18 protein-coding genes and 2 pseudogenes are annotated in these 23,095 nt (G+C 41.5%); 14 read left to right on the top strand and 6 right to left on the bottom strand.

Annotated features, from left to right (window positions below; genetic code table 11):
• Positions 1–235 (top strand): annotated as a pseudogene (locus L5M29_RS12145) (IS4 family transposase); the annotation flags it as partial.
• A 47-nt stretch (positions 236–282) separates the two neighbouring features.
• Here L5M29_RS12145 and L5M29_RS12140 read toward each other — a convergent pair.
• Entirely contained in the window at positions 283–1,074 is a 792-nt protein-coding gene (locus L5M29_RS12140) for a Crp/Fnr family transcriptional regulator (protein WP_263168011.1), read from the bottom strand.
• A gap of 382 nt (positions 1,075–1,456) precedes the next feature.
• Between L5M29_RS12140 and L5M29_RS12135 the strand changes: the two genes are divergently transcribed.
• The 6 genes from L5M29_RS12135 (at position 1,457) to L5M29_RS12110 (ending at position 8,853) form a co-directional block, all read left to right on the top strand.
• Positions 1,457–2,398 (top strand): DmsE family decaheme c-type cytochrome, encoded by a 942-nt coding sequence (locus L5M29_RS12135; RefSeq protein WP_263168009.1) that lies wholly within the window; start codon positions 1,457–1,459, stop codon positions 2,396–2,398.
• Between the two features lie 14 nt (positions 2,399–2,412).
• Positions 2,413–4,416, top strand: coding sequence for an MtrB/PioB family decaheme-associated outer membrane protein (locus tag L5M29_RS12130; protein WP_263168006.1), 2,004 nt, complete (start codon positions 2,413–2,415; stop codon positions 4,414–4,416).
• Between the two features lie 19 nt (positions 4,417–4,435).
• Positions 4,436–6,979, top strand: a complete 2,544-nt coding sequence (locus tag L5M29_RS12125) for a DMSO/selenate family reductase complex A subunit (protein WP_263168004.1) — start codon at positions 4,436–4,438, stop codon at positions 6,977–6,979.
• A gap of 11 nt (positions 6,980–6,990) precedes the next feature.
• Positions 6,991–7,668: a DMSO/selenate family reductase complex B subunit gene (locus tag L5M29_RS12120; RefSeq protein ID WP_172591570.1), complete on the top strand. Its 678-nt coding sequence runs from the start codon at positions 6,991–6,993 to the stop codon at positions 7,666–7,668.
• Between the two features lie 68 nt (positions 7,669–7,736).
• A complete protein-coding gene (locus L5M29_RS12115; protein ID WP_263168003.1) occupies positions 7,737–8,402 on the top strand; it encodes a molecular chaperone in 666 nt (221 codons plus the stop codon).
• Between the two features lie 10 nt (positions 8,403–8,412).
• On the top strand, positions 8,413–8,853 hold the full coding sequence (locus L5M29_RS12110) for a hypothetical protein (RefSeq protein WP_263168002.1): 441 nt from the start codon (positions 8,413–8,415) through the stop codon (positions 8,851–8,853).
• 478 nt (positions 8,854–9,331) lie between these two features.
• Here L5M29_RS12110 and L5M29_RS12105 read toward each other — a convergent pair whose 3' ends face one another.
• Positions 9,332–9,910, bottom strand: a complete 579-nt coding sequence (locus L5M29_RS12105; protein ID WP_263168001.1) for a TetR/AcrR family transcriptional regulator — start codon at positions 9,908–9,910, stop codon at positions 9,332–9,334.
• 141 nt (positions 9,911–10,051) lie between these two features.
• On the opposite strand from L5M29_RS12105, the gene L5M29_RS12100 reads away from it, so the two are divergent.
• On the top strand, positions 10,052–10,537 hold the full coding sequence (locus L5M29_RS12100) for a rhodanese-like domain-containing protein (protein WP_263168000.1): 486 nt from the start codon (positions 10,052–10,054) through the stop codon (positions 10,535–10,537).
• A 21-nt stretch (positions 10,538–10,558) separates the two neighbouring features.
• Positions 10,559–11,224, top strand: a complete 666-nt coding sequence (locus L5M29_RS12095; protein ID WP_263167999.1) for a DJ-1/PfpI family protein — start codon at positions 10,559–10,561, stop codon at positions 11,222–11,224.
• 612 nt (positions 11,225–11,836) lie between these two features.
• On the opposite strand, the gene L5M29_RS12090 is transcribed toward L5M29_RS12095, so the two are convergent.
• Positions 11,837–12,043, bottom strand: coding sequence for a helix-turn-helix domain-containing protein (locus tag L5M29_RS12090; protein WP_263167998.1), 207 nt, complete (start codon positions 12,041–12,043; stop codon positions 11,837–11,839).
• 132 nt (positions 12,044–12,175) lie between these two features.
• On the opposite strand from L5M29_RS12090, the gene L5M29_RS12085 reads away from it, so the two are divergent.
• Both L5M29_RS12085 and L5M29_RS12080 read left to right on the top strand, forming a co-directional pair.
• Entirely contained in the window at positions 12,176–12,715 is a 540-nt protein-coding gene (locus L5M29_RS12085) for a response regulator (RefSeq protein ID WP_263167997.1), read from the top strand.
• Positions 12,716–12,719: 4 nt separating this feature from the next.
• On the top strand, positions 12,720–14,135 hold the full coding sequence (locus L5M29_RS12080; protein ID WP_263167996.1) for a DEAD/DEAH box helicase: 1,416 nt from the start codon (positions 12,720–12,722) through the stop codon (positions 14,133–14,135).
• 241 nt (positions 14,136–14,376) lie between these two features.
• Here L5M29_RS12080 and L5M29_RS12075 read toward each other — a convergent pair whose 3' ends face one another.
• The 3 genes and pseudogenes from L5M29_RS12075 to L5M29_RS12065 form a co-directional block, all read right to left on the bottom strand.
• Positions 14,377–16,395: a hypothetical protein gene (locus L5M29_RS12075; RefSeq protein WP_263167995.1), complete on the bottom strand. Its 2,019-nt coding sequence runs from the start codon at positions 16,393–16,395 to the stop codon at positions 14,377–14,379.
• 156 nt (positions 16,396–16,551) lie between these two features.
• On the bottom strand, positions 16,552–17,958 hold the full coding sequence (locus L5M29_RS12070) for an SIR2 family NAD-dependent protein deacylase (protein ID WP_263167994.1): 1,407 nt from the start codon (positions 17,956–17,958) through the stop codon (positions 16,552–16,554).
• A gap of 407 nt (positions 17,959–18,365) precedes the next feature.
• Positions 18,366–18,509, bottom strand: a pseudogene (locus L5M29_RS12065) (transcription elongation factor GreB); the annotation flags it as partial.
• A 394-nt stretch (positions 18,510–18,903) separates the two neighbouring features.
• Between L5M29_RS12065 and ompR the strand changes: the two are divergent.
• The 3 genes from ompR (at position 18,904) to L5M29_RS12050 (ending at position 23,087) form a co-directional block, all read left to right on the top strand.
• Positions 18,904–19,629: a two-component system response regulator OmpR gene (ompR, locus tag L5M29_RS12060; protein ID WP_006079507.1), complete on the top strand. Its 726-nt coding sequence runs from the start codon at positions 18,904–18,906 to the stop codon at positions 19,627–19,629.
• Between the two features lie 42 nt (positions 19,630–19,671).
• On the top strand, positions 19,672–20,988 hold the full coding sequence (gene envZ, locus L5M29_RS12055; protein WP_263167993.1) for a two-component system sensor histidine kinase EnvZ: 1,317 nt from the start codon (positions 19,672–19,674) through the stop codon (positions 20,986–20,988).
• A 128-nt stretch (positions 20,989–21,116) separates the two neighbouring features.
• Complete coding sequence (locus tag L5M29_RS12050) at positions 21,117–23,087, top strand: methyl-accepting chemotaxis protein (RefSeq protein WP_263167992.1); 1,971 nt, start codon at positions 21,117–21,119, stop codon at positions 23,085–23,087.
• Positions 23,088–23,095: the final 8 nt, after the last annotated feature.

Below are 23,095 nucleotides of genomic sequence, written 5' to 3'. Positions count from 1 at the left end.
GTTGATGGTTCAATGCCTGTTGTGGCTAGTTGGTTTACACGCACAGCAACAGGGCTGGGATAAGCATTTTCAGGCCAATACCATTGGGCATCGAACGGTACTCTCAACGATTCGCTTGGGATTGGAGGTACTCAGGCGGCCTGATTATCAAATCACGGAGAAAGAATTGCTGGCGGCCTGGGTATTATTCGCCAATCAGTTGCTCAAATATGGCTATGCTATGGCTGATTTATGAGGGGATCCTTCAGTGCTAAGTACGGCCTTGTTCTCAGAGAGTCGAACTCAACCATTATTAATGGCAATCATATTATTTACTTTAAATTTTAGCATGTTATTCGATTTGCACCCACTAGCGTCCTCTCTACCTAATGGACAAGGTGATAAGTTTTTTATTAACTTTGAGTTAAAAAACATATAGTTACATTCCTTTTTTAACAATCCATTTTTACGAAGCTTGGCCAGCATAATATCTAACTTAATTATACTTATATGTAAAATGTCCGATATTTCCTCTCTAGTTAGCTTGACATCAACTTTAAGCCATTCATCCTTAAAGTTACAGTCGAACACTGTTAACAAGTCAAAAACTAACTTTACTAACTTTTCGTCAGGAGAGGACGTTAGTAAAAAAATTGCCAAAGCCGTTTGTCTTTCCAAGAAATAGTTTGAACTAAACATAAACTTAGTAAAAAGATTAATATTTGTGTGAGATAAATTGTTGATTAATCTTTTATCTATAAACGTTACTTTACTATCCCTCGCAACTATTATTTGTTTGCAACAAGTACATTTATCCTCTAAGAGCAAATGATAATCAGTCAGCCTACCTGGGATTATTGCATTTACAAATTTTGGTCTAGTGTAATCGTTAGTCCGTTTGGCATATAAAATAAGTCCATCGTCTAAATATATAAAATTGTTTAACAACAACTGCTTACTTATCGGGCTTCCTTTGGGTAAAGTCTTTGTTACACCATTTTCATATATAAAATCCACAATGCATTTTTCAACTTTTTCGGGGAAAAATATTGTCGACTGTTCCCTCATTCTTGCGTTTAGATCTACTGCGTTCATGATAAAGCCATCTAATAGTTACCACGTGTATTAATCATAATAATTAATACACGCTTTAAACATACCACTTATCAATTTTATATTTATGAAATCGTGACGCAATCGACACTTGGTAAAAATGCGTGATGACAATCAAAAAAATCAATTAATTGGATTTGTGACTAGTATCATCATTTATCATATAACTTCTATATGCGTATATACATATTTCTAACTAAATTATGCTTAAATCTTAAAGCGTCAAAGACATTCGTTAAATAAATGCTGATGTGCTTTTTGCATACTTAAATTGATCACATTTGCAGTTATTAAATACGGATAAAAATAATGAGCTTAAGTGCTTAAGGTTAATGGTTTGCAAAATGTGGTACGAGGCTTAATAATGAAACACTTATTATCAGCAATACTGTTGATTAAACTAATTCTTTTCATTCCTTTAGCATATTCTACACCTTGGGATGGCCTAACAACTGAGCAGGTTGAGTCGACCCTTGAAGATAAGTTTACCGCAGGTAAATATTCGCCTAAAGGTGCAGATTCTTGCCTAGTGTGTCATAAGAAAAATGACAAAGTGATGGCTATTTTCGATGGCAAGCATGGTGACATGAGCCATTCCAATTCCCCCATGGCGGGATTGCAGTGTGAGTCTTGTCACGGCCCTCTAGGTAACCATAACAAAGGTGGCAAAGAGCCAATGATCACCTTTGGTCAGGACAGCAAGTTATCCGCCCCGACTCAAAATACTGTGTGCTTGGGTTGTCACCAAAATACCGCCAAAGCAGGTTGGCATAATAGTTTGCATAATCTGGAGGAAATCGCCTGTGCATCCTGCCACCAGGTACATGTGGCTAAAGACCCTATCTTAGATAAACAACAGGTTAACCAAGCTTGTACTTCATGTCATACCCGCGAAAAAGCGGATATGAGTAAACGTTCATCCCATCCCTTAAAGTGGGATCAGATGACGTGCATCGATTGTCATGCACCTCACGGTTCATCAAATGAGAGCGCCCTCAAAAAAGCCACAGTAAATGACACTTGCTATAGCTGCCATGCCGAAAAACGCGGCCCCTTCCTATGGGAGCATGCGCCCGTAACCGAAAACTGTTCAACCTGTCACAACCCACACGGCAGTGTGAATGAGGCACTGGTGAAGCAACGCGTACCACAGTTATGCCAGCAGTGCCATGCCGATGACGGTCATGCTAGTCGCGTCGTGAGCCAGCCGAGTACCAATGCCTTTGGCGCTGGCATGGGTTGCTTGAATTGCCATAGCCAAATCCACGGTTCCAACCACCCTGCCGGCAGCAATTTTGCGCGTTGATTAAGGAGTCTAAGATGAAGTTTAAATTAAATTTAATCACCATTGGACTGCTTGCCGCTTCTGCAAGCGTTAACGCCGCAGACTTTTCGGTAAAGCAAGCCAATACCAGCAAGGTCAACACTAGCGCCTATCAATGTAAGGCTTGCACAGTGAAACAGGGCTACCAAGGCGAAGTGAACACCAATGTTGGCTGGGCAAGCAGCGACGATATCCACTCAGGTAACAGCTTTGGCGACAGTGATACGGGTTGGCGTGGCAGTGTCGGTGGTGATGTGAGTTATCGACAAGGTGAATACCAGGCAGTGATGAAAGCCGATGAACTCGGTTCGGACAACGGTTATCTGCACCTCGAAGCCGCCAAGAACAATCTGGGCGGCATCCAACTCGATTACAGCATGATGACTCGTTATGACGCCACTGCCCAAACCCAATTATGGCATAACAATGGGTTGCTGCTACCCGACAGTCACACCCGCTACCTTGACCTTGAATTACAGCGTGAAAAAGTCGGCATCGGCCTTGAGGGTGAGTTAGATGCGCTGCTTAACGGCCTCAAGGGCTATATCAACTATGACCAAGAGGATAAAACGGGCAATCGTCGCAGCAGTTTACTAGCCAACTCAGGCCCAATGAACTTTGCCTTGCCCGTCGATGCAACTACCCAAAATATCAATGCGGGTATTAGCATCGACCAACACCAATGGCAGAGCGAACTGGCCTATAACGGCAGTTATTACCGAAATCACATTAATCACTTAAGTCTACCCTATGCCGACAATGTGTATGCTGCTACCCCAGATAACGATGCCCATCAAGTCTCGTTAACGGGCCAATACCTACTCGGCACGAACGTGATTAACGGTCGCCTCGCTACTGGCCGAATGATTCAGGATGACAATCTTATCCAAGTCAGCGGCAATCCCCTGCAAAGCTGGGACGGTGAAGTGGAGACCTTAGACGCGCGTATCGGCTTTAGCAGTATGCTGAGTCCCCGTTGGCGCCTAAACAGTCAGCTGGATTACAGCGACCGCGATAATAAAAGCTCTACCTGGGATTTTGCCCAATTTGAAGTGGACAATGTCAGCGGTGCTTTTAAGCAAAACGTTGCGATGGATATTCAGCGCACCAACTTCAAACTGCAGAGTAGCTACCGTTTCAACAGCGACTATCGTTTACTCGGCGGTTTTGATTATAAAGCGGTGGAACGTAACTATACCGAGCGTGAAGAAACAGAAGACAGTGCGCTGTGGGCCAAGCTGAATATCCGTGTCATCCCTAAAACAGTGGTTGACCTTAAAGCCAGTTATGAAACCCGTGATGGCTCAACTTACGACAGCCTTGAAGCCACGTCCATCGAGGAAAATCCGTTGTTACGCAAGTTTTACCTTGCAGACAGAAACCGTAATGGGCTCGAACTCAGCGTTAATCATACTCCCCTGCAATGGTTAACTCTTGACTTCGATGCCCATTACAACAATGACGACTACGATGACACCCTCATTGGTTTAACTGAGGTGCAGGACTACGGTTACAACGTACAACTCAGTGCGCAGCTCTCCAACAGATTCAACGTTTTTGCTAGCGCAGGGCAACAATGGATTGAATCTGACATGGCAGGTAGCCAAGCCTATTCCACCCCAGATTGGTACACCAATGTCGACGATGAGTTTATCGACCTCAATATCGGTTTCACCTACGACGGGCTGATGGATGACCGCTTAAGCATTGGGGGCAATTACCAATTTGCTAACTCAGCGAGTGACACCCTAATCACCACGACCACTAACCAGCCTTACGGCGATTACTACTCCTACAGCCACAACTTTGAGCTGTATGGCCGTTATGCACTGAACAACAGTATGGGACTGAAACTGAGCTATCAGTACGAACGTTACTACGATACTGACTATGCCGAAGTCAGCCTCCATGCCGTTCCGGGATTAGTGACCTTGAGTGAGCTTAATCATAACTACAACGCGCATCTGCTGATGTTGACCTTCAGCTACATGCTGCCTTGATTTAAAAGAGGTGAAGAGAATGGAACGTAGAAGTTTTTTAAAGATGAGTGCCGCGGTGACCGCTGCAGCGACAATTTCTGGATGCAATAAAAGTGCGAGTGAAACCAATGTTGTACCACCGCCGATAACGCCCACAGATGAAGTCATTAATTGGTCCGCTTGTTTGGTTAACTGTGGCTCAAACTGCCCCATAAAAGTGTTCAGTAAGGATGGGGTGATCACTCGTATCGAAACAGATCATGAAACCACTGATGAGTATGGCGTTAATCATCAAGCAAGAGCTTGCCCCAGAGGCCGGTCATTAAGGCAACGAACTTACGCTACCGACAGACTTCGCTCACCAATGAAGCGTGTAGGTAAGCGTGGTGACGCTCAATTTGTCCCGATAACATGGGAACAAGCTTATTCTGAAATAGCTACGAAATTACAAGCGATTAAAGAAGCTTATGGTCCAGAATCTATATATATGCATCATGGTTCAGGAGCATATTATGGCTTTTCATCCAATACAGCCACTTGGGGACGCCTATTAAACTTAAACGGCGGCTTTCTAGACTACCACTGGGATTATTCTTGGGCTGGTGTCTACGCGGCATGTATGGCGACATACGGAAGTCAATGGGACAGTATTAGTGGTTCATCTCTAAGCGAAATTGAAAATTCTGACCTATTTATTGGTTTTGGATTTAACCCTAATGAAATTCGCATGAGTGGTAGTGGTGAAGGTTATGACTTTGTGAAAGCCCTTGAAAAAAACCAAAAGGGAATTAAAGTTTGGATGATCGAACCTCGTTACACTGATTCTATGCGTGGGAACGAAAATGAATGGCTTGCTATTCGCCCAGGAACAGACGCAGCATTAATCGAAGCTGTTATTTATCAGATGATTAATTCTGGCTGGGTAGACTCAAATGCGAAGTCATTTTTAGATAAGTATGTTGTAGGTTATGACAGGAATTCTTTAGTTAATGCCAAAGCATCTATCGCGTTACATTCAGATCCATTCATTGCATCACATGCACAGTATGTAAACCCAGATGAAAACTATTTTGATTACATCATGGGGCAAGGCATTTATTCCGCTAACGGAGCTAAAACTCCAAGTTGGGCGGCAGCTATTTGTGGTGTATCTGAAAATAAGATCAAACAATTAGCTACTGCAATTATGGCTGCTGAAGCGCCATATATTTCTGCTGGAGCAAGTATTGGTCGACATGCTAACGGTGATCAAGCAACCCGAGCTGTTTATACCCTAGCGATAATGACAGGTAAGATTGGCCGTTCAGGGGTAAATAGCGGTGCAATGCCGAGCAGTTATAGCTTTGGGGTATCAGGAATGCCGGCAGGTAATAATCCTGTTGAAGTAACAATCCCAGTCTTTACATGGTCAGATGCTATTGTTCGAGGCAAGGAATTTACAGGTACCACAGATGGTGTTCGATACAAGAAGAGTGGCAGCCAAGAACTAGTAGATAACAACCCTGCTAAATTAACAACCAACATCAAAGCCATAATCAACTGTGCGGGTAACACACTGGTAAACCAACATTCTGACATTAATGGTACAGCAGAGATATTACAAGACGAGACACTTTGTGAATTAGTGATCGTAAGTGATTGTTGGATGACAGCTTCTGCAAAATTTGCAGACTATCTGTTACCTGATAGTACTTGGCTTGAATCTGATGACTATGCAAATGACTCTTATGCATCAGGGCAGATGGCCTATGCAACCTTCATGAGTACATCACTAACTCCTCTTGGCCAAGCTCAATCAATGTATGAAATGTGTACTGGCATAGCCAAGGCAATGGGTAAAGAGTCTGAATATACCAATGGGCTAACTGGCCAACAATGGTGTGAAAAACTCTACAGTGAAACAAAAGCGATGAATCCAGACGTTGCGATGCCCAATACCTATGAAGAGGCTCAAAAAATTGGGGTATTCCGCAAATATATGCCAGCTTCATTTGTAGCGTATCAATCATTTATTCAAAACCCAACAGCAAATCCACGACCAACGATTTCAGGAAAGTTTGAAATATTCTCCATTTCCCTTGCTCGTAAAGCGGCAACTTGGACATTGCCTCCAGGAGACAAAATTACTGCCCTGCCACAGTATGTTGTCACTTGGGACGGGTATGAAGATGCTGATGCGATTAATGCTGGTTATCCATTACAACTTTGTGGCTATCACACAAAAGGTAGAGTCCATTCAAGTTATCACAATGTCGCTTGGTTACGTGAAGCGGTTGAAGATGCGGTGTGGATGAATCCCATTGATGCAACTCAACGCGGTTTAGCCGATGGAGATAAAGTCCATATTTTCAATGACAGAGGTACGATAGAGATTCCAGTCAAATTAACACCTAGAGTAACACCAGGAGTTTGCTCCTTAGGGCAAGGTGCATGGTACAAACCAGATAGCAATGGTCGAATTGGTCCATCTGGTCATGTGATTGATATTGGTGGTTGTATTAACACATTAACCAAATACCATCCTTCGCCCATTACAAAGGGGAATCCACAACATACCAATCGTGTTCAGGTAGTAAAAGCTTAAGGGTAATCAAAATGACAGAAAAAACTCAATTTGGATTCTATTTCGATAGTAGCAAGTGTACAGGCTGTAAGACTTGTCACATTGCTTGTAAAGACCGTATGGTTGGAAAAATTCGAAACAAAGATGACGTAGCCTTAAATGGCGTAGCTTCTCTACCTGGCATGTTATGGCGTCGAGTGTATGAATACGGTGGCGGAACATGGAACCAGAATAGCGATAATAGCTTTGAACAAGATGTATTTGCTTACTATACCTCGCTAAGTTGCAATCATTGTTCTGAACCTGTTTGCGTCAAAGCTTGCCCAACCGGAGCGATGCACAAACGCAAGGAAGATGGTCTTGTGTTAGTTGAAGAATCACTTTGCATTGGTTGTCAAAGTTGTTCTAGAGCATGTCCTTACGATGCTCCGCAAATTGATAGAGACCGAAAAGTCATGACTAAATGTGATGGTTGCTACGATCGTCTTGCCGAAGGTAAAAAACCTATTTGTGTCGAAAGCTGTCCTTTGCGGGCATTAGATTTTGATACGATGGAAAATCTACGAGCAAAATATGGCGATGGAGATGAGCATTTTGCTCCCTTACCTTCGCAGTCAATAACGTCTCCAAACTTGATTGTAAAAGCCTCACGAAACTCAAAATCAACAGGCAATGGTAGCGGTAAAGTATTGAATATACGCGAAGTTTAATGACCATTTAAGTTAAGGTGCAATGAAAATTGCACCTTTTTAAAATATAAAAAGATAATTCAACCATCATGAAAAGAAATAATCTCGCAACACTCAACGAATTGAAAGCTATATCAAATATTTTTCATTCAGTATTAATGATATACCCTGAGGCAGAATTACTAAATCAATTCAAAGAGCAAAACCTAGCCAAAGATTGGCCAAGATTAACTAATTCCAAAAGAGAATCTCAAGCTTTAGATGAATTGTCCCGATTTCTAACACAATGGAGTGATAACAATGATGCACTCATTAAGCTTAAATTAGATTACGGAACGGTTTTTTATGGTCCAAACACTCCCAAAGCAACACCTTGGGGGTCAACCTATTTATCACCTTCACAGCTATTAAATGACAGCAGCACTATTGAGTTAAAACATTTTTACGCCAAACACGGAATAAATGTTAAAGCCGAAAGCAATGAACCTATTGATCACATCGGCTTAATTATGGCTGTTATTAATTTTTTACTAGGAAAAATGATAGAAAACCCTAGTAACGATGATTATAGATTAGTTCTTACAGAGCTATTAGAGACCCATTTTCTACCGTGGGGAAATCGGTGTTTGCAGTTAGCTTATGAAAATTCTGAATCAGACTATTATAAAGGATTTTCAAATTTAGGATTAGAGTTCTTTGAATATTTAATTAAAACATTCAACTTAAAAGTTAAAGTTATAAATATTTATCGTTAGGTATCAAATAATGACCTTATTAAATTCAATAAACCAACAATGGGAAAAATCTCATTTAAGCGATGCGCTAAATCAAAAGTTTAGAAACTACAGTCAAATAAATCAATTTATTACGGGTGCAACCAGTTTAAATTCTGTGACATGTATGATTGCTGCACTGGTATACAATGAAGGTAAACCAGATTGGTTGCCCAGAAAAGTTAACTTAAACAAAATATCAGAAGAACATGTTTTAAACTGTTTGTTTATTAGCTGCCAGTTACTATTTATAAAAGCATTGCAAGATAACGAACTTAGCCAATGTGAAAGGCTCATATTCACATTGGCAAATATCTGGGCAAACAACTTCGCCCCCAAAAGCTCTAGTATCTGCGGCTTAATAAATAAAATATGTTATCAACTAGATATCATAACATTACAGAATGGGTTAAAAAATAAATCAATAAGATAAATGCATCTTTTACTTTCACTTTGCATCTGGATTTTTAAATTATATGGATTGGTTCTAATTTTTAATTAAACCTGATAAGCTTGTTCTGTATCTTCCACAGTACTATCTATTTTCAGCTCTAAAATATCATTATAAAATAATCAACTGGAAACAGTGCAAGTTATCTTTTATCAACCGTAATTTATTCTTTTTTTGGATTAAGAAAGATATGATTTTATGCAAACTGCAAGTTCAAAAATGCATAATAGTTATATTTTCAGTAAATTATCATAAATTCCGCACTAATGATTAAGCGTGTGTTATCTATACCAATATTCATTTTTAATCCTAAGCATCAACTAGCGAGCATCCTATTATTCTATGACCTATATTTAGCCTTATTTACAAGCACTTAGTATCTTAGCATGATTAAATAGAAAGTTAAAAATCCATGTACTGTAAAAATAGCGCGCGATGTATTGAATCGGGTGACTTAGATCTACTTCATATGTGACTTTATTAAGTGACTACGCAACTGTGAAATATAATGAGCATACTCGTTTGGAGGCGTCGCTGAGAACTTAGTGAACCAAGCCAATAATAAATCTTTATAAATACTCGCTATAGATATAGAAATAATTTGACTGGGAATATTAAAACTTATTGTAGGAAAAGCCTGATTTAATTTTTCCTGTAGAATTTTGCTCATAAGCATATTCACATTTGTTAATAAAAAATCAAGATCATTCCCCAATTTATAACTCATAAAAAATCGATTGTTTCCTAATTGACGTGACCGATTCAAAAACGATACTAAGTGAGGTTGTGGCTCAGTCTGCAGCCAGTTTTCAGATGTTGTAAGATCATCGAATAACAGGTTAAACATATCCTCATGAATTTCAAGCATAATGTGTGCTTTAGATGGATAATGCTTATAAAGTGTACTGCGGCCAACATTAGCCTCTTCGACAATGTCTTTTACAGTAATGTCATTATAGTTTTTGTTCTTTACTATTAGTATAAGTGCATTCTTAATTGCACTTTTAGTTCGGCAACGTTCTCGCTCTCCACGTTCCATAGCTTAGTATCTCACATTATAGCCAACAAATCATATTCGTCTAAGTATGGACAATATATATAATTTGTCTATATTTTGCAAATCTTAAAGCATTTATCATTATGACTCGACATTAACTTTTGTTTTATGAGAGGGTTGTTTATGAAATTTAGCTTAGTTTTTTTGTTTTCGGTTGCTTTTAGTATACCAGTTACTGCTAGTGAAATAATTTCAGCTGAAAAAATTATCAGGAATCAGCATCAGCTGCTAATCAATAAGATTAGCTCAATTGAAGCTGAAACACTTAATAAATGGATAGAAACCAAGAAAGATTTTATTCTTTTAGATGTTAGAGAGCCTGAAGAAATTATTGCTGTAAATATAGATATAAATAATAAGATAAACATCCCTAGGGGAACGGTGGAATTTAATGTTCAGAGGTTGATCCCAAATAAGAATCAACATATTGTTGTTATGTGTTCCCATGGCATTAGAAGCACAATCGTTACTGATACCCTTAATAAATTTGGGTATACCAATGTTTACAATCTAAAGGATGGGCTATTTTCATGGGTTAACTCTGGACACAGAGTAAGTAATTTTTATGGTTCATTTAAGATTGATGAATTTAAATCAAGCATGAAATAATTTTTTAAATTTGGAGTTTTTATGAATATTGTGATGTTACTTTACCCTGGTATAACGCCTTTAGATTTATTTGGGCCATTACAAGCTTGGTCATTAATAAATGATGTTAATATTCAACTAGTTTGGAAAAATCGTGAGCAAATAGAGACTGATACTAGCGCATATTTATTGCCAACTTGCACCTTTGATGAAATTGATGCTCTGCCGAGAGTTGATATACTTTTTGTTCCAGGAGGAAAACTTGGTGCATTTGAAGCAATGCAAGATCAAGAAGTTTTAGATTTTTTAAATCGTACCGCAGATAAATCATCTTGGATTACGAGCGTATGTACAGGTGCACTTATTCTTGGTGCAGCAGGATTATTGGAAGGCTATAAAGCAACGACACATTGGACAATGGTCGATATGCTTCATTCATTTGGTGCTGTCTATACAAAAGGCCGCTATGTGATTGATCGTAATCGTGTAACAGGTGGCGGTGTTACTGCTGGAATTGACTTTGGTCTTGCTATTATATCACGTATTATTGGTATCGATAAAGCACAAGAAACTCAATTACTACTGGAATATAATCCAGATCCACCGTTTAACTGTGGTCATCCTGATGTTGCTCCTCCAATTTTAGTAAATAAAGTTATTTGCGATTTGATGGCAATCGGTTATCCCGTCATAGCAAAGAATATGTAGCCACGTTCAGTTATTTACTGAGCATATAAAATATTAAGATTAACTTGCACCCTAAAATATTTTGATTGAAGTACACACAAACATCAATCGTAAAGCTAAAGGGTGCAAGTGTTAATTGCCTTATATAATCAATCTCTATCTGTATTCTCATACTCCTATCTCTTTTGGAGCAATATATTACATAAGGACATAGAGGCTAGAAATATTCCTGTAGCTTTCGATTGAAAGCTATGCACATCAGTTTGTACAAACTTAAAGGGCTTTGTATGCCTGAAACTCAGAACATAATTTGATATTTGAACAATTTTTGGACTTGTTAGTAAATCCGATTTGGAAACAAAGCTCATCCTAGATCATTGCTGAAACGTTTTGAGGCAAATCCGAGCTATAACATCTGAGCCAGCATAGATCGCCCGATTTTGAATCACTCGGAATCTGTCCCAGCAAACGCACTATTTTACTACTACGTCAACTTGATAGAAGCTATAAAGCTGTGGCCAGTTTCTTGAACGCTACAGACCACTACACTAGCTCGACAGTTAACTAGGCACACCAGAGTGCAAGCAGAACTGAGGCGGCAAATATCACTTGGCAAGTTTAATTAAGATGCCTCTATGGCAAGAGTGCCCTTATGTCACAACCTAAGGCTTCCGCCAACTGATAAGCCTTCTCGAGCGTGATGTTTACTTCCCCACGCTCAATTCGTCCCATATAACTGCGGTCTATCTCAGTCAATAACGCAACTTTTTCTTGGGAAATACCATGCCGTTTACGCTCTTCCCGTAATTTAGCCCCAAATTGGATTGCTAAGTCTTTCATTTTTCATCTCGTTAAAGAGAAAGACTATCCAAAGTTGCGGCTTATAATGCCACGGATTATAATCCGCATTTATGCAAGCAATGCTCTTCTAATGCCTAGTGGGAGCACTAAACAGCCTCTAGCGAGAACGTCATGTCTAAAGCCTCAATCAAAATATGCCCGACTTTACATACCATTCTCCAGGACGAGAGCTTCAACAATTTTCAAGTTATGAGTTTACGCGATGCTTATCTTGCTGTTTCAACTAGCAGTTTAACTGTCAGTAAAACTTACAATTTCATTTATCAGCAGATCCACAGACTCGTGAAAAAAGGGCTCTTAGATAAAAATGTAGACCCACTGTCGAAAGAAACGACTTATCAAAAGACAACGAATTTTTTCCAAGCGAATTTCATCCTGCAAAGCGCAAAAAAATCCGAAGCCGTAGAGGTAACACCTACAAATAGGGAAAAGCATAATACTATTAAACAATTAGAAGAGCGGCTCAAGCAGTCAGAAATCGATTTACTTACGAGCATAGGTGAGTCGGAAGAGTATATGCGCTTATACCAATCCTTTCCTGAAATGAAAGCTCATCTCGAATCACAGTATTTGTTGGCTCGTGAAACGAGCTCAAAACTGCTAGGTCAAATCAAAGCGATTAAATCAGCTATTACCCATCAGCAAAAGTAACTCCATGCAACTTAGACAATGGCAATCTGAGTGCGTCAAACGCGCTCTAAGGCACTTTCATGGTACTCACAAACATTTCCTTTGCTTAGCAACACCTGGTGCAGGCAAATCAATTATGGCCGCCGAAGTTGCTGCGAAACTATTTGAGGATGGTCTAATCGATTTTGTGTTGTGCTTCTCTCCATCAGTAAATATCTCTCAAGGGATGAAACAGACATTTTCCACTCGTCTGGAGTGCCGATTTGATGGCGTGATAGGTTCAGTCGGTTGCTCTTATACTTACCAGGGGATGTTGGCTTTTAAAGAGGATTTCTGGCAATTACTGAGAAGGAATAGAGTTCTCGTTGTCTTTGATGAGATCCATCATTGTGCAGGGAGATCTCTTGAAGATGCAAACGCATGGGGGGAAGAAATCCTACTCAACATACAGGCCCAAGCGCAGTACACCCTAGCGTTAACGGGCACGCCTTGGCGCTCTGACCAAGCACCCATTGTCTTATCTCGATACACAGATCCAGATAACCAAATTCAATGTGACTATGTCTATGGCCTTAAGGAAGCCGTTGCAGAAAGTGTATGCCGTAGCCCTCACATTGTGCTAATCGATAATGACAAAATTTCAGTTACAGACGAAGAAAACGAAACAAAGACTTATCGCTCTTTGGATGAGCTACTGAAAAGCTCATCAATCTCTTATCAGTCTATCATCGAGAATCATGAGGCGATTCAATATATCTTAACGTTAGCAACAAATAAGTTAAAAGCCATAAAACAGTCCAACCCTAATGCAGCCGGACTTATTGTCGCATCATCTGTATCACACGCAGCAGATATCTTAAACACACTCAAAAATGAGTTTAATGAAACAGCTCAGATAGTTACCTACAAAGAGGATGATCCATCTGCCAAGATAAATGGATTCAGAAACAGCACAACTAACTGGATCGTGAGTGTCGGCATGATAAGTGAGGGGACTGATATCCCTCGCCTGCAGGTTTGTTGCCACCTTAGTCGAGTAAAAACTGAGCTTTACTTTAGACAGGTTTTAGGTCGTATTTTACGAACTAATGATTCGCTTAATCAGCAAGCTTGGTTATACACCTTTGCTGAACCAAAACTTGTAGAATTTGCAAGTCGTATAGCAGAAGAAATACCTGATATCCCAGTGATATTCAGCGAGCCAATTGAGATAAAGCTCAAACAAGAGTTATCCGAACACCATGATATGACACTGAAAATGATTCCACCGACTAGCTGTAATATTCTCAATATTGGCAGGCAATACCTCGATAAACAGACAAAATCTGATTCTGCAGAGATTTTCTTGGCGGAAAATTTTGGCACCTCAACATCACTATCATTCGAACTCTTAGGTGGCTTTAGAGAAAAAGTTGTCTCAACTTTTGACTCTCCGTTTTAAATTAAAATGTCAAAATTATGGTGCCACCACTTTTCTCAGAATTTTAAGTTTTATGATGAAGTCATAAAACTTAAAATGATTTAACAAGCTATATGAAGCACGTATAAATAACTACACTGACAACATTTTGCAGCCAATCAGATATTTGATTTAAAATGACTACTGGCTAGTATTACTAGTCGATTACATCTGCTCCATTTGCAGACAGCGACACATAATACAAAATAGTTTACAATTTAGGTTAAAACATTTCCGATTCAGCAAATCTAACTTCTGGAAGTGCATCAAGTTTAGCTTCCGCCAGTATTCGATTTAATTCAATATCGTCATTTTTGCTTTTATTCAGAATATCTCTTGCTAACTTAACGCAAGCGGCTCGAACAAATGAAATACTCACTGACTCTCTACTGGAAGGGGAAATATTGCAGTATTCTGCGCTATCAAATATGACAGGTAGAATCTCCGTTAATACTTCAATATTATCGGGGGATAAATACTCTCGGCAGTACATCTGATTAGCTGTCCAAAGTAGTGCTGGTAAACCGACAATCCGATTTGACCCAATAAGGTAAACCAGTCTCAAAATCAATTTATCGATTGCAGGAGAAGCCTTCTGATTTCGCCAATCTAAAAGCGTGTAGGCTGCATATGCTAATTTATCCACATCTTCAGATTGAAATCCTTGTCTAATCAGTTTTTCTACCCGTCCGATAAATATTTCGCTTGCGGCAGCAAAGTAGGAAAAAGCTATCAAGACCTGCGATGTTTCAACTTCGGTATAAAAAGCAAATAATTTTTTGAAATTTTCTTCTGTCAATGCGCTAGAATGCAAAGATGGAACAACAGATCGAGCCAATACTGCACCGATTAAGTCAGCGGTTTGTTCATTTTCTTGTTTGGCAAAATTAAGCCTATCGTTATCATTTCTTTGCGGTCTCCAAGCAACCAGTTGTTCGAAATATTTGATAGCTTGCTCTCCAGATGGAAATTCCTTTACATCTTCAGCTAGAGCTGCATTTACTATATCTAACAGTAGATCCACATTAATCAGTTTTGCTTCTGTTGCGTCAAACAAATAACTCCTGACAAGAGCTTTCACACTCGAAGGGTTTTGTGAAGGCAACTCAAGCAGTGCATGGTGGAGCAAACCCGTTTCAGGAATAGTTTGCTGGCTGATATTGTCACCCCACACTTTCTCTGTAATTTTATTAAGCTCCTTAACCGTCAAAAAACTATTCTTAATTAAAGGAAAAAGGCGTATGAGAGCTGGTGCACTTTGAGTGGAGCATGGTGCTATGCACTCTATTATTTCATCTACTCGACGATCTAGAACCGGATTTTTTTTCCTTTCTCCAGGGTTTCTGATCACTGGATTAACCCACTTAGTACGCTCTTTAATGGTTAACTCAACTTGAAGTGGGAACGATAAGGCATCCACTAAGACATCCTGTTGCTGTAACTCGGGAATACTCTTTAAAGCAAATTCGATCAAATGCTTAATTGAATCAAAAAGCCAGAAATGATGAAACTCAGGCTTCTTACCAAGAGATACTGCCATACGGAATAACTCCATGGCTTGCTCCGGCGTTGCACGCACGGATACACGAGCCAACACTTCGATAAAAATCCCCAAACGTTCTATAGCATAACTTTCAGATTTATCTGTAAACTTTACAGTCCAATAATTAATTGCCTGCTTGCACTGATTCAGTAAAAAAATTATGCCATCTTCAGGAAGTCGTGCGATCTGAACTCTTGAAAACACTTTGTTCAAAATATCAGACGTACCGCTATTGGCTGCACGGATAGCAAATGCAAAACGGTGAATATTATCAATATCCTCAAGCTCAGCGAGCCTAGATGCCTGTTCAACAAGAAAGCCAACATAATCCCATCGTAATGGCATACCTACAGTATTCGAAACCCCTTCCAACAGAAGCAACGGATGCAGTTCATTGCTAAAATTTATTGTGTAGCCATTATTTTTATAACGTCCAGGTTCGAATAATGGTTCAATCGCTTGTTGTTTTTGCTGTTTATCTAATGCCTTCGAAATTTTATCTCTAATATGCTCAATATGATCCCATGGATCACACTTAGAATCTCGATAGCTAAATGGGAAAACTTTAAACTCTTCATTAAATGAAGACAGATCTATACCGCGCATTAACCTATGCGCCCATGCTAAGCGAGAAAGTACATGAATTGAATTACGGTCATTACGGTACTGTAGAAGAAGCTCCTTGTATGCCTCAGTCACTAGCCTCTCACCTTTATCAAAATGCCCAAGCTCGGCAAGTAGAGACGCCTTTCTTAATTTCCAGATTGGGTTGGAATTGGTGATTTTTTCGACACATTGTTCTAAGATGGCGTAATCGAACCTATCTCGCGCCACTATGGCGTTATGGTATGCAAGCTAATTAACGCTTTCAGCCCAGTATTTTTCGCCTTTCTCCAGTAACGCACTAGTCGTTTGGGAAATCGATTCAGCTTCAGATGGGCTCATCCAGCGCGTATTTTTAAGCAGTAAAAGAGCTATTTCCAACTGCTGCTTTTTTGTCAATGTGCATGTTTGTTCAGTGTCGCACATGGTAAGTAGTTCTTTCGCTAACCAAGGTGGAACAGCTTCAAAGGTAACTTGGTGACGCCAAGATATTTCATACAATAGCTTTGCTTTACAATTTGCGGTCATTGCAGACAAATTTTTTTCGCTTGGTAAAGGCTCTGATATTTGATGCCGCAACTCACCTCTCTGAAAATTGGGAACAATCAACCACCCAGGATAAGACAGTCTATCCTTCTCTAAAGATGGAAGCTGTTCTACCAATAACTTGGCAGCATAATCAGGCTCCTTATTAATCCTTTTGCGATCTACACCAGTTGCCGTTTCACGACGCAAACTCGTTGGATACCACTCCCAAGTCTGCTTTGGCTTTAGCTCTCTAAGTGCCTTAAAAAAAATCTTTGTGGCTTCCAAATGCCTGATATCTTTATCATCATAGTCTGCAACCAAGTCATCTAAGTCTATAGGCGCAACGTTGATGGATTCGAGGTATTTACGCTTAGCGGAGTTTAATCCTAAGGCTCCAACTAGGTAAATTCGTCTGGAATGATTTGCCAGATGATCTCGAACCCACCCAGTCCACTGCAGAAAGTTTGGATCATCACCGGAGAAGCCCAATAAACACAATTCGTTCTCAATAAATGCTTGCCGAGAAAAATTCACAAACGCCGCATGTTGTTGCGGGTATTTTCGGTAATCTTCTTGAGTGAAAATTAAGTCTTTGGTTACGTCGATAGTCCCATGCAACTTGACAATTCTAGGTGATCTTGCACAGGAAAGGTCCTCCTGCTTAGACACAACACTATAAACTGGATGATGAACTTCAATTGACGCTCGTTCAATTAAAGTATCCCAGTTTGTCGTTAATACTTCTGACCAAGGTAATTCAAGTAATTCTCGATGTAGTGGACCAGGATTCCAACTAACATCATTAACTTCCTTTTTGATGAGATCGTAAAGTGCTTGCTGGCCGAAATATGCACAGTACTCTTCCGCTAGGCGCAGAGGGTCAATACTCCCTGACTGTAATTCTCCAGCAAGCGTTTTTGAAAAATCATTCCATAGTGGTAATTTTCTGGTGGCGTCTCCGGTAGATGCTGCACATCGACTAAAGCCAGCACCCACCATAACGGCTGCACCATGATAGGAACTATCTTGTTGCCAAAGCGCAGATGCAAATTTTTTTAATGCTGCATAATCGGGAAGAGAGGAAATATTCGTAACCATTAAAAACCTACCTAAAAATGCTTTTGAAATCAATCAAAATACTCTCGCAAGTACAGCCAGTCAAATACACAAAACATAGCAATGACAAAGCATCAAAAGCAATTTCATAAAATACGTACACCATGAGCTCAGCAGTCTCCAACCACAAATGATGAAAATAGCCTAACAGTGCATTTAAAAAACGGAGGACAACGAGGACATGATCAGACAATCTAAGACAAGCAAAACATTCCACTGTCGTTTACGTGAGTCACTAGCTTACTCTGAGACAAAAGCATCTTATAAGTTGATCATTCAAGAAGTGTTCAGCTTTAGGCTTTAATGAGTAATTAAGATAAAAAACACCAAAGATAGTACATTGAAAAAAGTATAATACTATTTTTTAATATAATGAATTCAATCACTAAAACATTTTAGTACAATTAAAGAGCTACTAACCCAAAATCCGCGTTCTCACTACGGTCGCCCTGCGCCGCCGCTTCTTGGACTTTAAGGGTGATTTGCGGCCGATATTCTTTCCACAAATACTTCAATTCTTTATCTAAAGTTTGCCACCCCTGACGGGTGATCAAATGCGCTTTCATACTCATTACTCAATCGTTGGATTAAACGACCACAATTGATGCGGGATAATATATTGGACTGATGATACTCAGACTAGACGCTAAAGTTAACCCACTAAATCATCTCTGTGCATAATGGCTTTTAAATCACCTCTTTTACTGATGCCAATTTAGTTACAATTTCAGCTATAGCGTGAATAAACGCGAGTATTCCCATGCAATTTCATTTGCTTAGTATTAACATTGGGCAATCAATGTCAGCATTTATCGCATTCAAGTTACTAAGGTGAGCTAGTCGCCTTGGTTGAATGCGGCTATATTAGGCAGATTCGTTTTCAATTTCAGCCAGTTGGTTAATCTTAACTGTTTCTCATCAGTAGAATAAGCACCAATCTGAGCAATTAAAGGACATCCCATGGGACAAGAAACCTCGAAAATCCTCGTCGTCGATGATGATATGCGCCTGCGAGCGTTACTCGAGCGTTACCTGATGGAGCAAGGTTATCAGGTGCGTAGCGCGGCCAATGCCGAGCAGATGGACCGCCTATTAGAACGCGAAAACTTCCATTTACTCGTGCTCGACTTGATGTTACCCGGTGAAGATGGCCTGTCTATCTGTCGCCGTTTACGCCAGCAAGGTAATCCTATTCCGATCGTGATGCTGACGGCCAAGGGCGATGAAGTCGATCGCATTATTGGTTTAGAGTTGGGCGCTGACGATTATCTGCCAAAACCTTTCAATCCACGGGAATTACTTGCGCGGATCAAAGCCGTGATGCGTCGCCAAACCCAAGATGTACCCGGTGCGCCCGCTCAGCAGGAAGCACAGATTAGCTTCGGTGAGTTCTCGCTGGATTTAGCGACCCGTGAGATGTACCACGGCGACGAATCCATCGCACTCACTAGCGGTGAGTTTGCCGTACTTAAAGTGCTCGTCACCCATCCACGCGAGCCCTTGTCTCGGGATAAGTTAATGAACCTCGCCCGTGGCCGCGATTATTCGGCGCTAGAACGCTCCATCGACGTGCAAGTGTCACGTCTGCGCCGCTTAATCGAAAAAGATCCCGCGAATCCTCGCTACATTCAAACGGTTTGGGGTTTAGGTTATGTGTTTGTACCCGATGGTGCCGCGCGTCGATGAGCCGCGCCGCCATCTTAATCTACTGCGGTTATTGAGCCCACGATGAAACCTAAGTTTTGGTGGCGGTTTGTTCCTCGCAGCGCATTTAGTCAAACCGTGATGCTGATTGGTTGCCTATTACTGATCAATCAGCTGGTGTCTTACGTCACGGTCGCCGTCTATGTACTTAAGCCAAGTTACCAACAAATCAATCAGTTAATCGCTCGCCAAGTCAAATTACTGTTTGTCGACGGTATAGATATTGGCCGCGAACACTTAACCATAGTCGATGCCCTTAATGCCAAAGTCCACGACGATGGCATGAAAATCTACAATCAACAGCAAGCCCATGAAGCGGGGATTGAGCAAGCCACTTACTATGGTTTCTGGTCATCGCAGATGTCGGAATATCTCGGCGGCGACGCCGAAGTGCGCGTCACCCATGGCAGCGTATTACAGATTTGGATCCGTCCACCACAAGCGCCCTCGATTTGGATAAAAGTGCCACTTATCGGCCAAAATGTTTCAGATCTTTCGCCACTCACCCTTTATTTAATGGTGATTGGCGCACTTAGTGTCGCTGGGGGATGGTGGTTTGCTCGCCAGCAAAACCGCCCACTTAGGCGACTACAAAAAGCCGCGATTTCAGTCTCCCGCGGTGAATTTCCCGATCCCTTGCCGCTAAAAGGTTCGAGTGAAATTGTCGAAGTTACCAATGCTTTCAACCAGATGGCGAACAGCATGAAGCAACTGGAGCAGGACAGAGCGCTATTGATGGCGGGGATCTCCCACGACTTGCGCACGCCGCTCACCCGTATTCGCCTCGCCTCTGAGATGATGGTAGAGGAAGATCAATATCTTAAAGATGGCATAGTCAATGATATCGAAGATATGGACGCCATCATCAGCCAGTTTATTGCGTATATTCGCCAAGATCAGGAAACCAGCCGTGAGCTAGGCCAAATCAATAAACTTATTCAAGATGTCGCTCAAGCAGAAGCCAATCGCGCTGGTGAAATTGAAGTGCTGTTAATTGACTGCCCCGAAGCACAATTTCAAGCGATTGCCATTAAACGGGTACTGAGCAACTTAGTCGAAAATGCCTTTCGCTATGGTTCTGGCTGGATCCGCATTAGCTCGCAGTTCGATGGCAAGCGTATCGGTTTTAGTGTTGAAGATAATGGACCAGGGATCGATGAGTCGCAAATTACCAAACTATTTCAACCTTTTACCCAAGGTGATATCGCCCGTGGTAGTGTTGGTTCGGGCCTAGGCCTCGCCATTATCAAACGGATTATTGATAGACACCAAGGGCAAATTACCCTCTCCAACCGCGCCGAAGGCGGTTTAAGAGCCCAAGTGTGGCTGCCGCTGGAATAACGCGAGATCACATATTTGCAAATCAAATGACAACGCTGACATCCAAGTGGCTACTTGTCATATTAATGTCACCTTAAATTCATAAACTCAGCACAGTTACTGGCTCTGACCATTATGAAGATTGCAAAATGAAAATTTCAACGCTGTCGCTTTCTGCTTCTGCCCTGTTGTTATTGCTCGCGGGATTGCTAGCAGCCGTAGTGCTGTGGAGCAGTGATCAGCGGCAACAAATTGAGCAGCAAACACTTACATTACAAGCTATTCAGCAGGATTTTCTCGTCGGCGTACGCCGCGATCTCGACGGCTATCTCGCCAGCGGCAACGCTAGCCAACTTGAACAAGCGAAAACCAAACTCAGCGCCATTAAGAACCAGCTCACGCAGCTTAACCTCGCAGCCATGGGCGCTACCGACAATGACTTGCAAGCCAGCCTAAGCAACTTCATTCAAGATTTAGATACCAAGTACCGCGCCGCGGGTAAACTCGCAGGCAATCCTAGGCAACTGCTCGCCCACGCCGAATCTGAAATGCTCGACTACAACCGTCGTCTGGGCAGCTATGCCGATAAAGGCTTAGCCACAAATGCGGCGGTCGCCGAACAATATCTGCAATTGAGCCGCGATTTACCTTCTATCGTCTACCAACTTTCCCAGCTGACCGATGGTTATCTGATCGGTAAAAATCAGCAGCTCAAGGGTATTTTAGACAGCACCAGCAAAGAGCTAAATACGTGGCACGACTCCCTAAGCGCACTGCCGTTAATCGGCGTATATGAACAGCAAGAAGCCGATGAATTTGCCCTCGGCGCAAGCGAACCGGAACAAATTGAAATCGGCGAGAGTGACCGCAGTGAACTGCTCAGTCTCGCCAATCGATACAACAAAGAAGTCGCCAATACCCACCAATTACTGCAAACAAACCAAGAAATGCAAGATCAACTCATTCAAGCGATTAGCAATGTGGAACAACAGCTTATTGGTTTAGGTGAGGCTCAGGCTGCAAAGAACCAGCAGCTGAAATATGAGTTACAGCTAATCCTCTACACTATGGTTTCCATCATGGCCTTGTTTGCGATTGGTTATTTAATCCTGCAGCAAAATCGTGTCGTCAAACCGCTAAAACGTCTCAACCAAGCTTTTATGAAATTAAGCGAATCGAACAGCCGCGAGCGTTTAGACATTAATCGTCGCTGCGAAACTGGCCAAATAGCTGGCCATTTCAACCAATTGCTACAAAGGTTTGAACAGGAAGACGAGGCACAGCGCCAGCAAATCACTAAGGTTTCTCAATCATTAAGCCAACTGGTGGCGCGCATTACTCAGCTATCACAACACACAGAGCACACCCAAACGATTGTGGCCGATACGCAAACACAGACCGAACATATCCGCAGCCTCGCCAATGAGGTGAGCCACACTTCAGCACTCGTGGAAGACAGCGCCGCCGAAACCATGCGCCAAATGCAGTCGAGTCAAGCACAAGCAGAGGCGGTATTGAGCGCGACCGAGCAAACACAAACCGCGGTCGGTCTGTGCCATTCGTCCCTTGAAAGCCTAAATAACTCAGTGACGGATGTATCGAAAATCATTGATGTGATTGGCAATATTGCCGAGCAAACTAACTTACTCGCCCTTAATGCTGCCATCGAAGCTGCGCGGGCTGGCGAGCAAGGTCGCGGCTTTGCCGTGGTGGCCGATGAAGTGCGTAATTTAAGCCAACGCACCCAAGTGTCTTTGAATGAGATCGTGAAAATTCTGCAACAACTGACCCAATCAAATCATGCCCTCAGTGAGAGTGTCGATGGCATAGCACAGGCCACCAGCAGCCAGAAACTGCGTGCTCAGAGCCTGTGGCAAGTGGCGCAAACAGTGCAAAACCAAGCAAGTGAAATGGCTAATACCGCCAAACAAGGCTCACTCAATGCCAAAGAGCAAGTCGATTATCTCGATGAATTTGTTCGCACTATGGATAGTTTAAAAGAACAAGCACAAACCAGTTCACAGCAGAGTGAGGTCATCGCCCAAGAAGTACAGCAGAGTGTAGAAGATATTGAAACCAGCTTGGGGATTGGGCAAAGCCAAATAAACCGTGCGGCCTAAAACCGCAC

The sequence above is a fragment of the Shewanella sp. SM95 genome (assembly GCF_025653595.1).
In the GTDB taxonomy this organism is placed as follows: Bacteria; Pseudomonadota; Gammaproteobacteria; order Enterobacterales; family Shewanellaceae; genus Shewanella; species Shewanella oncorhynchi.
This window is presented reverse-complemented; position numbering and strand designations above follow the sequence as displayed.

Excerpts from the sequence above, each read along its gene's own strand:
- L5M29_RS12120 (WP_172591570.1), top strand. The coding sequence starts at position 6,991 with ATGACAGAAAAAACTCAATTTGGATTCTATTTCGATAGTAGCAAGTGT.
- L5M29_RS12095 (WP_263167999.1), top strand. The coding sequence starts at position 10,559 with ATGAATATTGTGATGTTACTTTACCCTGGTATAACGCCTTTAGATTTA.
- envZ (WP_263167993.1), top strand. The coding sequence starts at position 19,672 with ATGAAACCTAAGTTTTGGTGGCGGTTTGTTCCTCGCAGCGCATTTAGT.
- L5M29_RS12090 (WP_263167998.1), bottom strand. The coding sequence starts at position 12,043 with ATGAAAGACTTAGCAATCCAATTTGGGGCTAAATTACGGGAAGAGCGT.
- L5M29_RS12115 (WP_263168003.1), top strand. The coding sequence starts at position 7,737 with ATGAAAAGAAATAATCTCGCAACACTCAACGAATTGAAAGCTATATCA.
- L5M29_RS12085 (WP_263167997.1), top strand. The coding sequence starts at position 12,176 with ATGTCTAAAGCCTCAATCAAAATATGCCCGACTTTACATACCATTCTC.
- L5M29_RS12110 (WP_263168002.1), top strand. The coding sequence starts at position 8,413 with ATGACCTTATTAAATTCAATAAACCAACAATGGGAAAAATCTCATTTA.
- L5M29_RS12050 (WP_263167992.1), top strand. The coding sequence starts at position 21,117 with ATGAAAATTTCAACGCTGTCGCTTTCTGCTTCTGCCCTGTTGTTATTG.
- L5M29_RS12140 (WP_263168011.1), bottom strand. The coding sequence starts at position 1,074 with ATGAACGCAGTAGATCTAAACGCAAGAATGAGGGAACAGTCGACAATA.
- L5M29_RS12100 (WP_263168000.1), top strand. The coding sequence starts at position 10,052 with ATGAAATTTAGCTTAGTTTTTTTGTTTTCGGTTGCTTTTAGTATACCA.
- L5M29_RS12105 (WP_263168001.1), bottom strand. The coding sequence starts at position 9,910 with ATGGAACGTGGAGAGCGAGAACGTTGCCGAACTAAAAGTGCAATTAAG.
- L5M29_RS12135 (WP_263168009.1), top strand. The coding sequence starts at position 1,457 with ATGAAACACTTATTATCAGCAATACTGTTGATTAAACTAATTCTTTTC.
- L5M29_RS12130 (WP_263168006.1), top strand. The coding sequence starts at position 2,413 with ATGAAGTTTAAATTAAATTTAATCACCATTGGACTGCTTGCCGCTTCT.
- L5M29_RS12080 (WP_263167996.1), top strand. The coding sequence starts at position 12,720 with ATGCAACTTAGACAATGGCAATCTGAGTGCGTCAAACGCGCTCTAAGG.
- L5M29_RS12125 (WP_263168004.1), top strand. The coding sequence starts at position 4,436 with ATGGAACGTAGAAGTTTTTTAAAGATGAGTGCCGCGGTGACCGCTGCA.
- ompR (WP_006079507.1), top strand. The coding sequence starts at position 18,904 with ATGGGACAAGAAACCTCGAAAATCCTCGTCGTCGATGATGATATGCGC.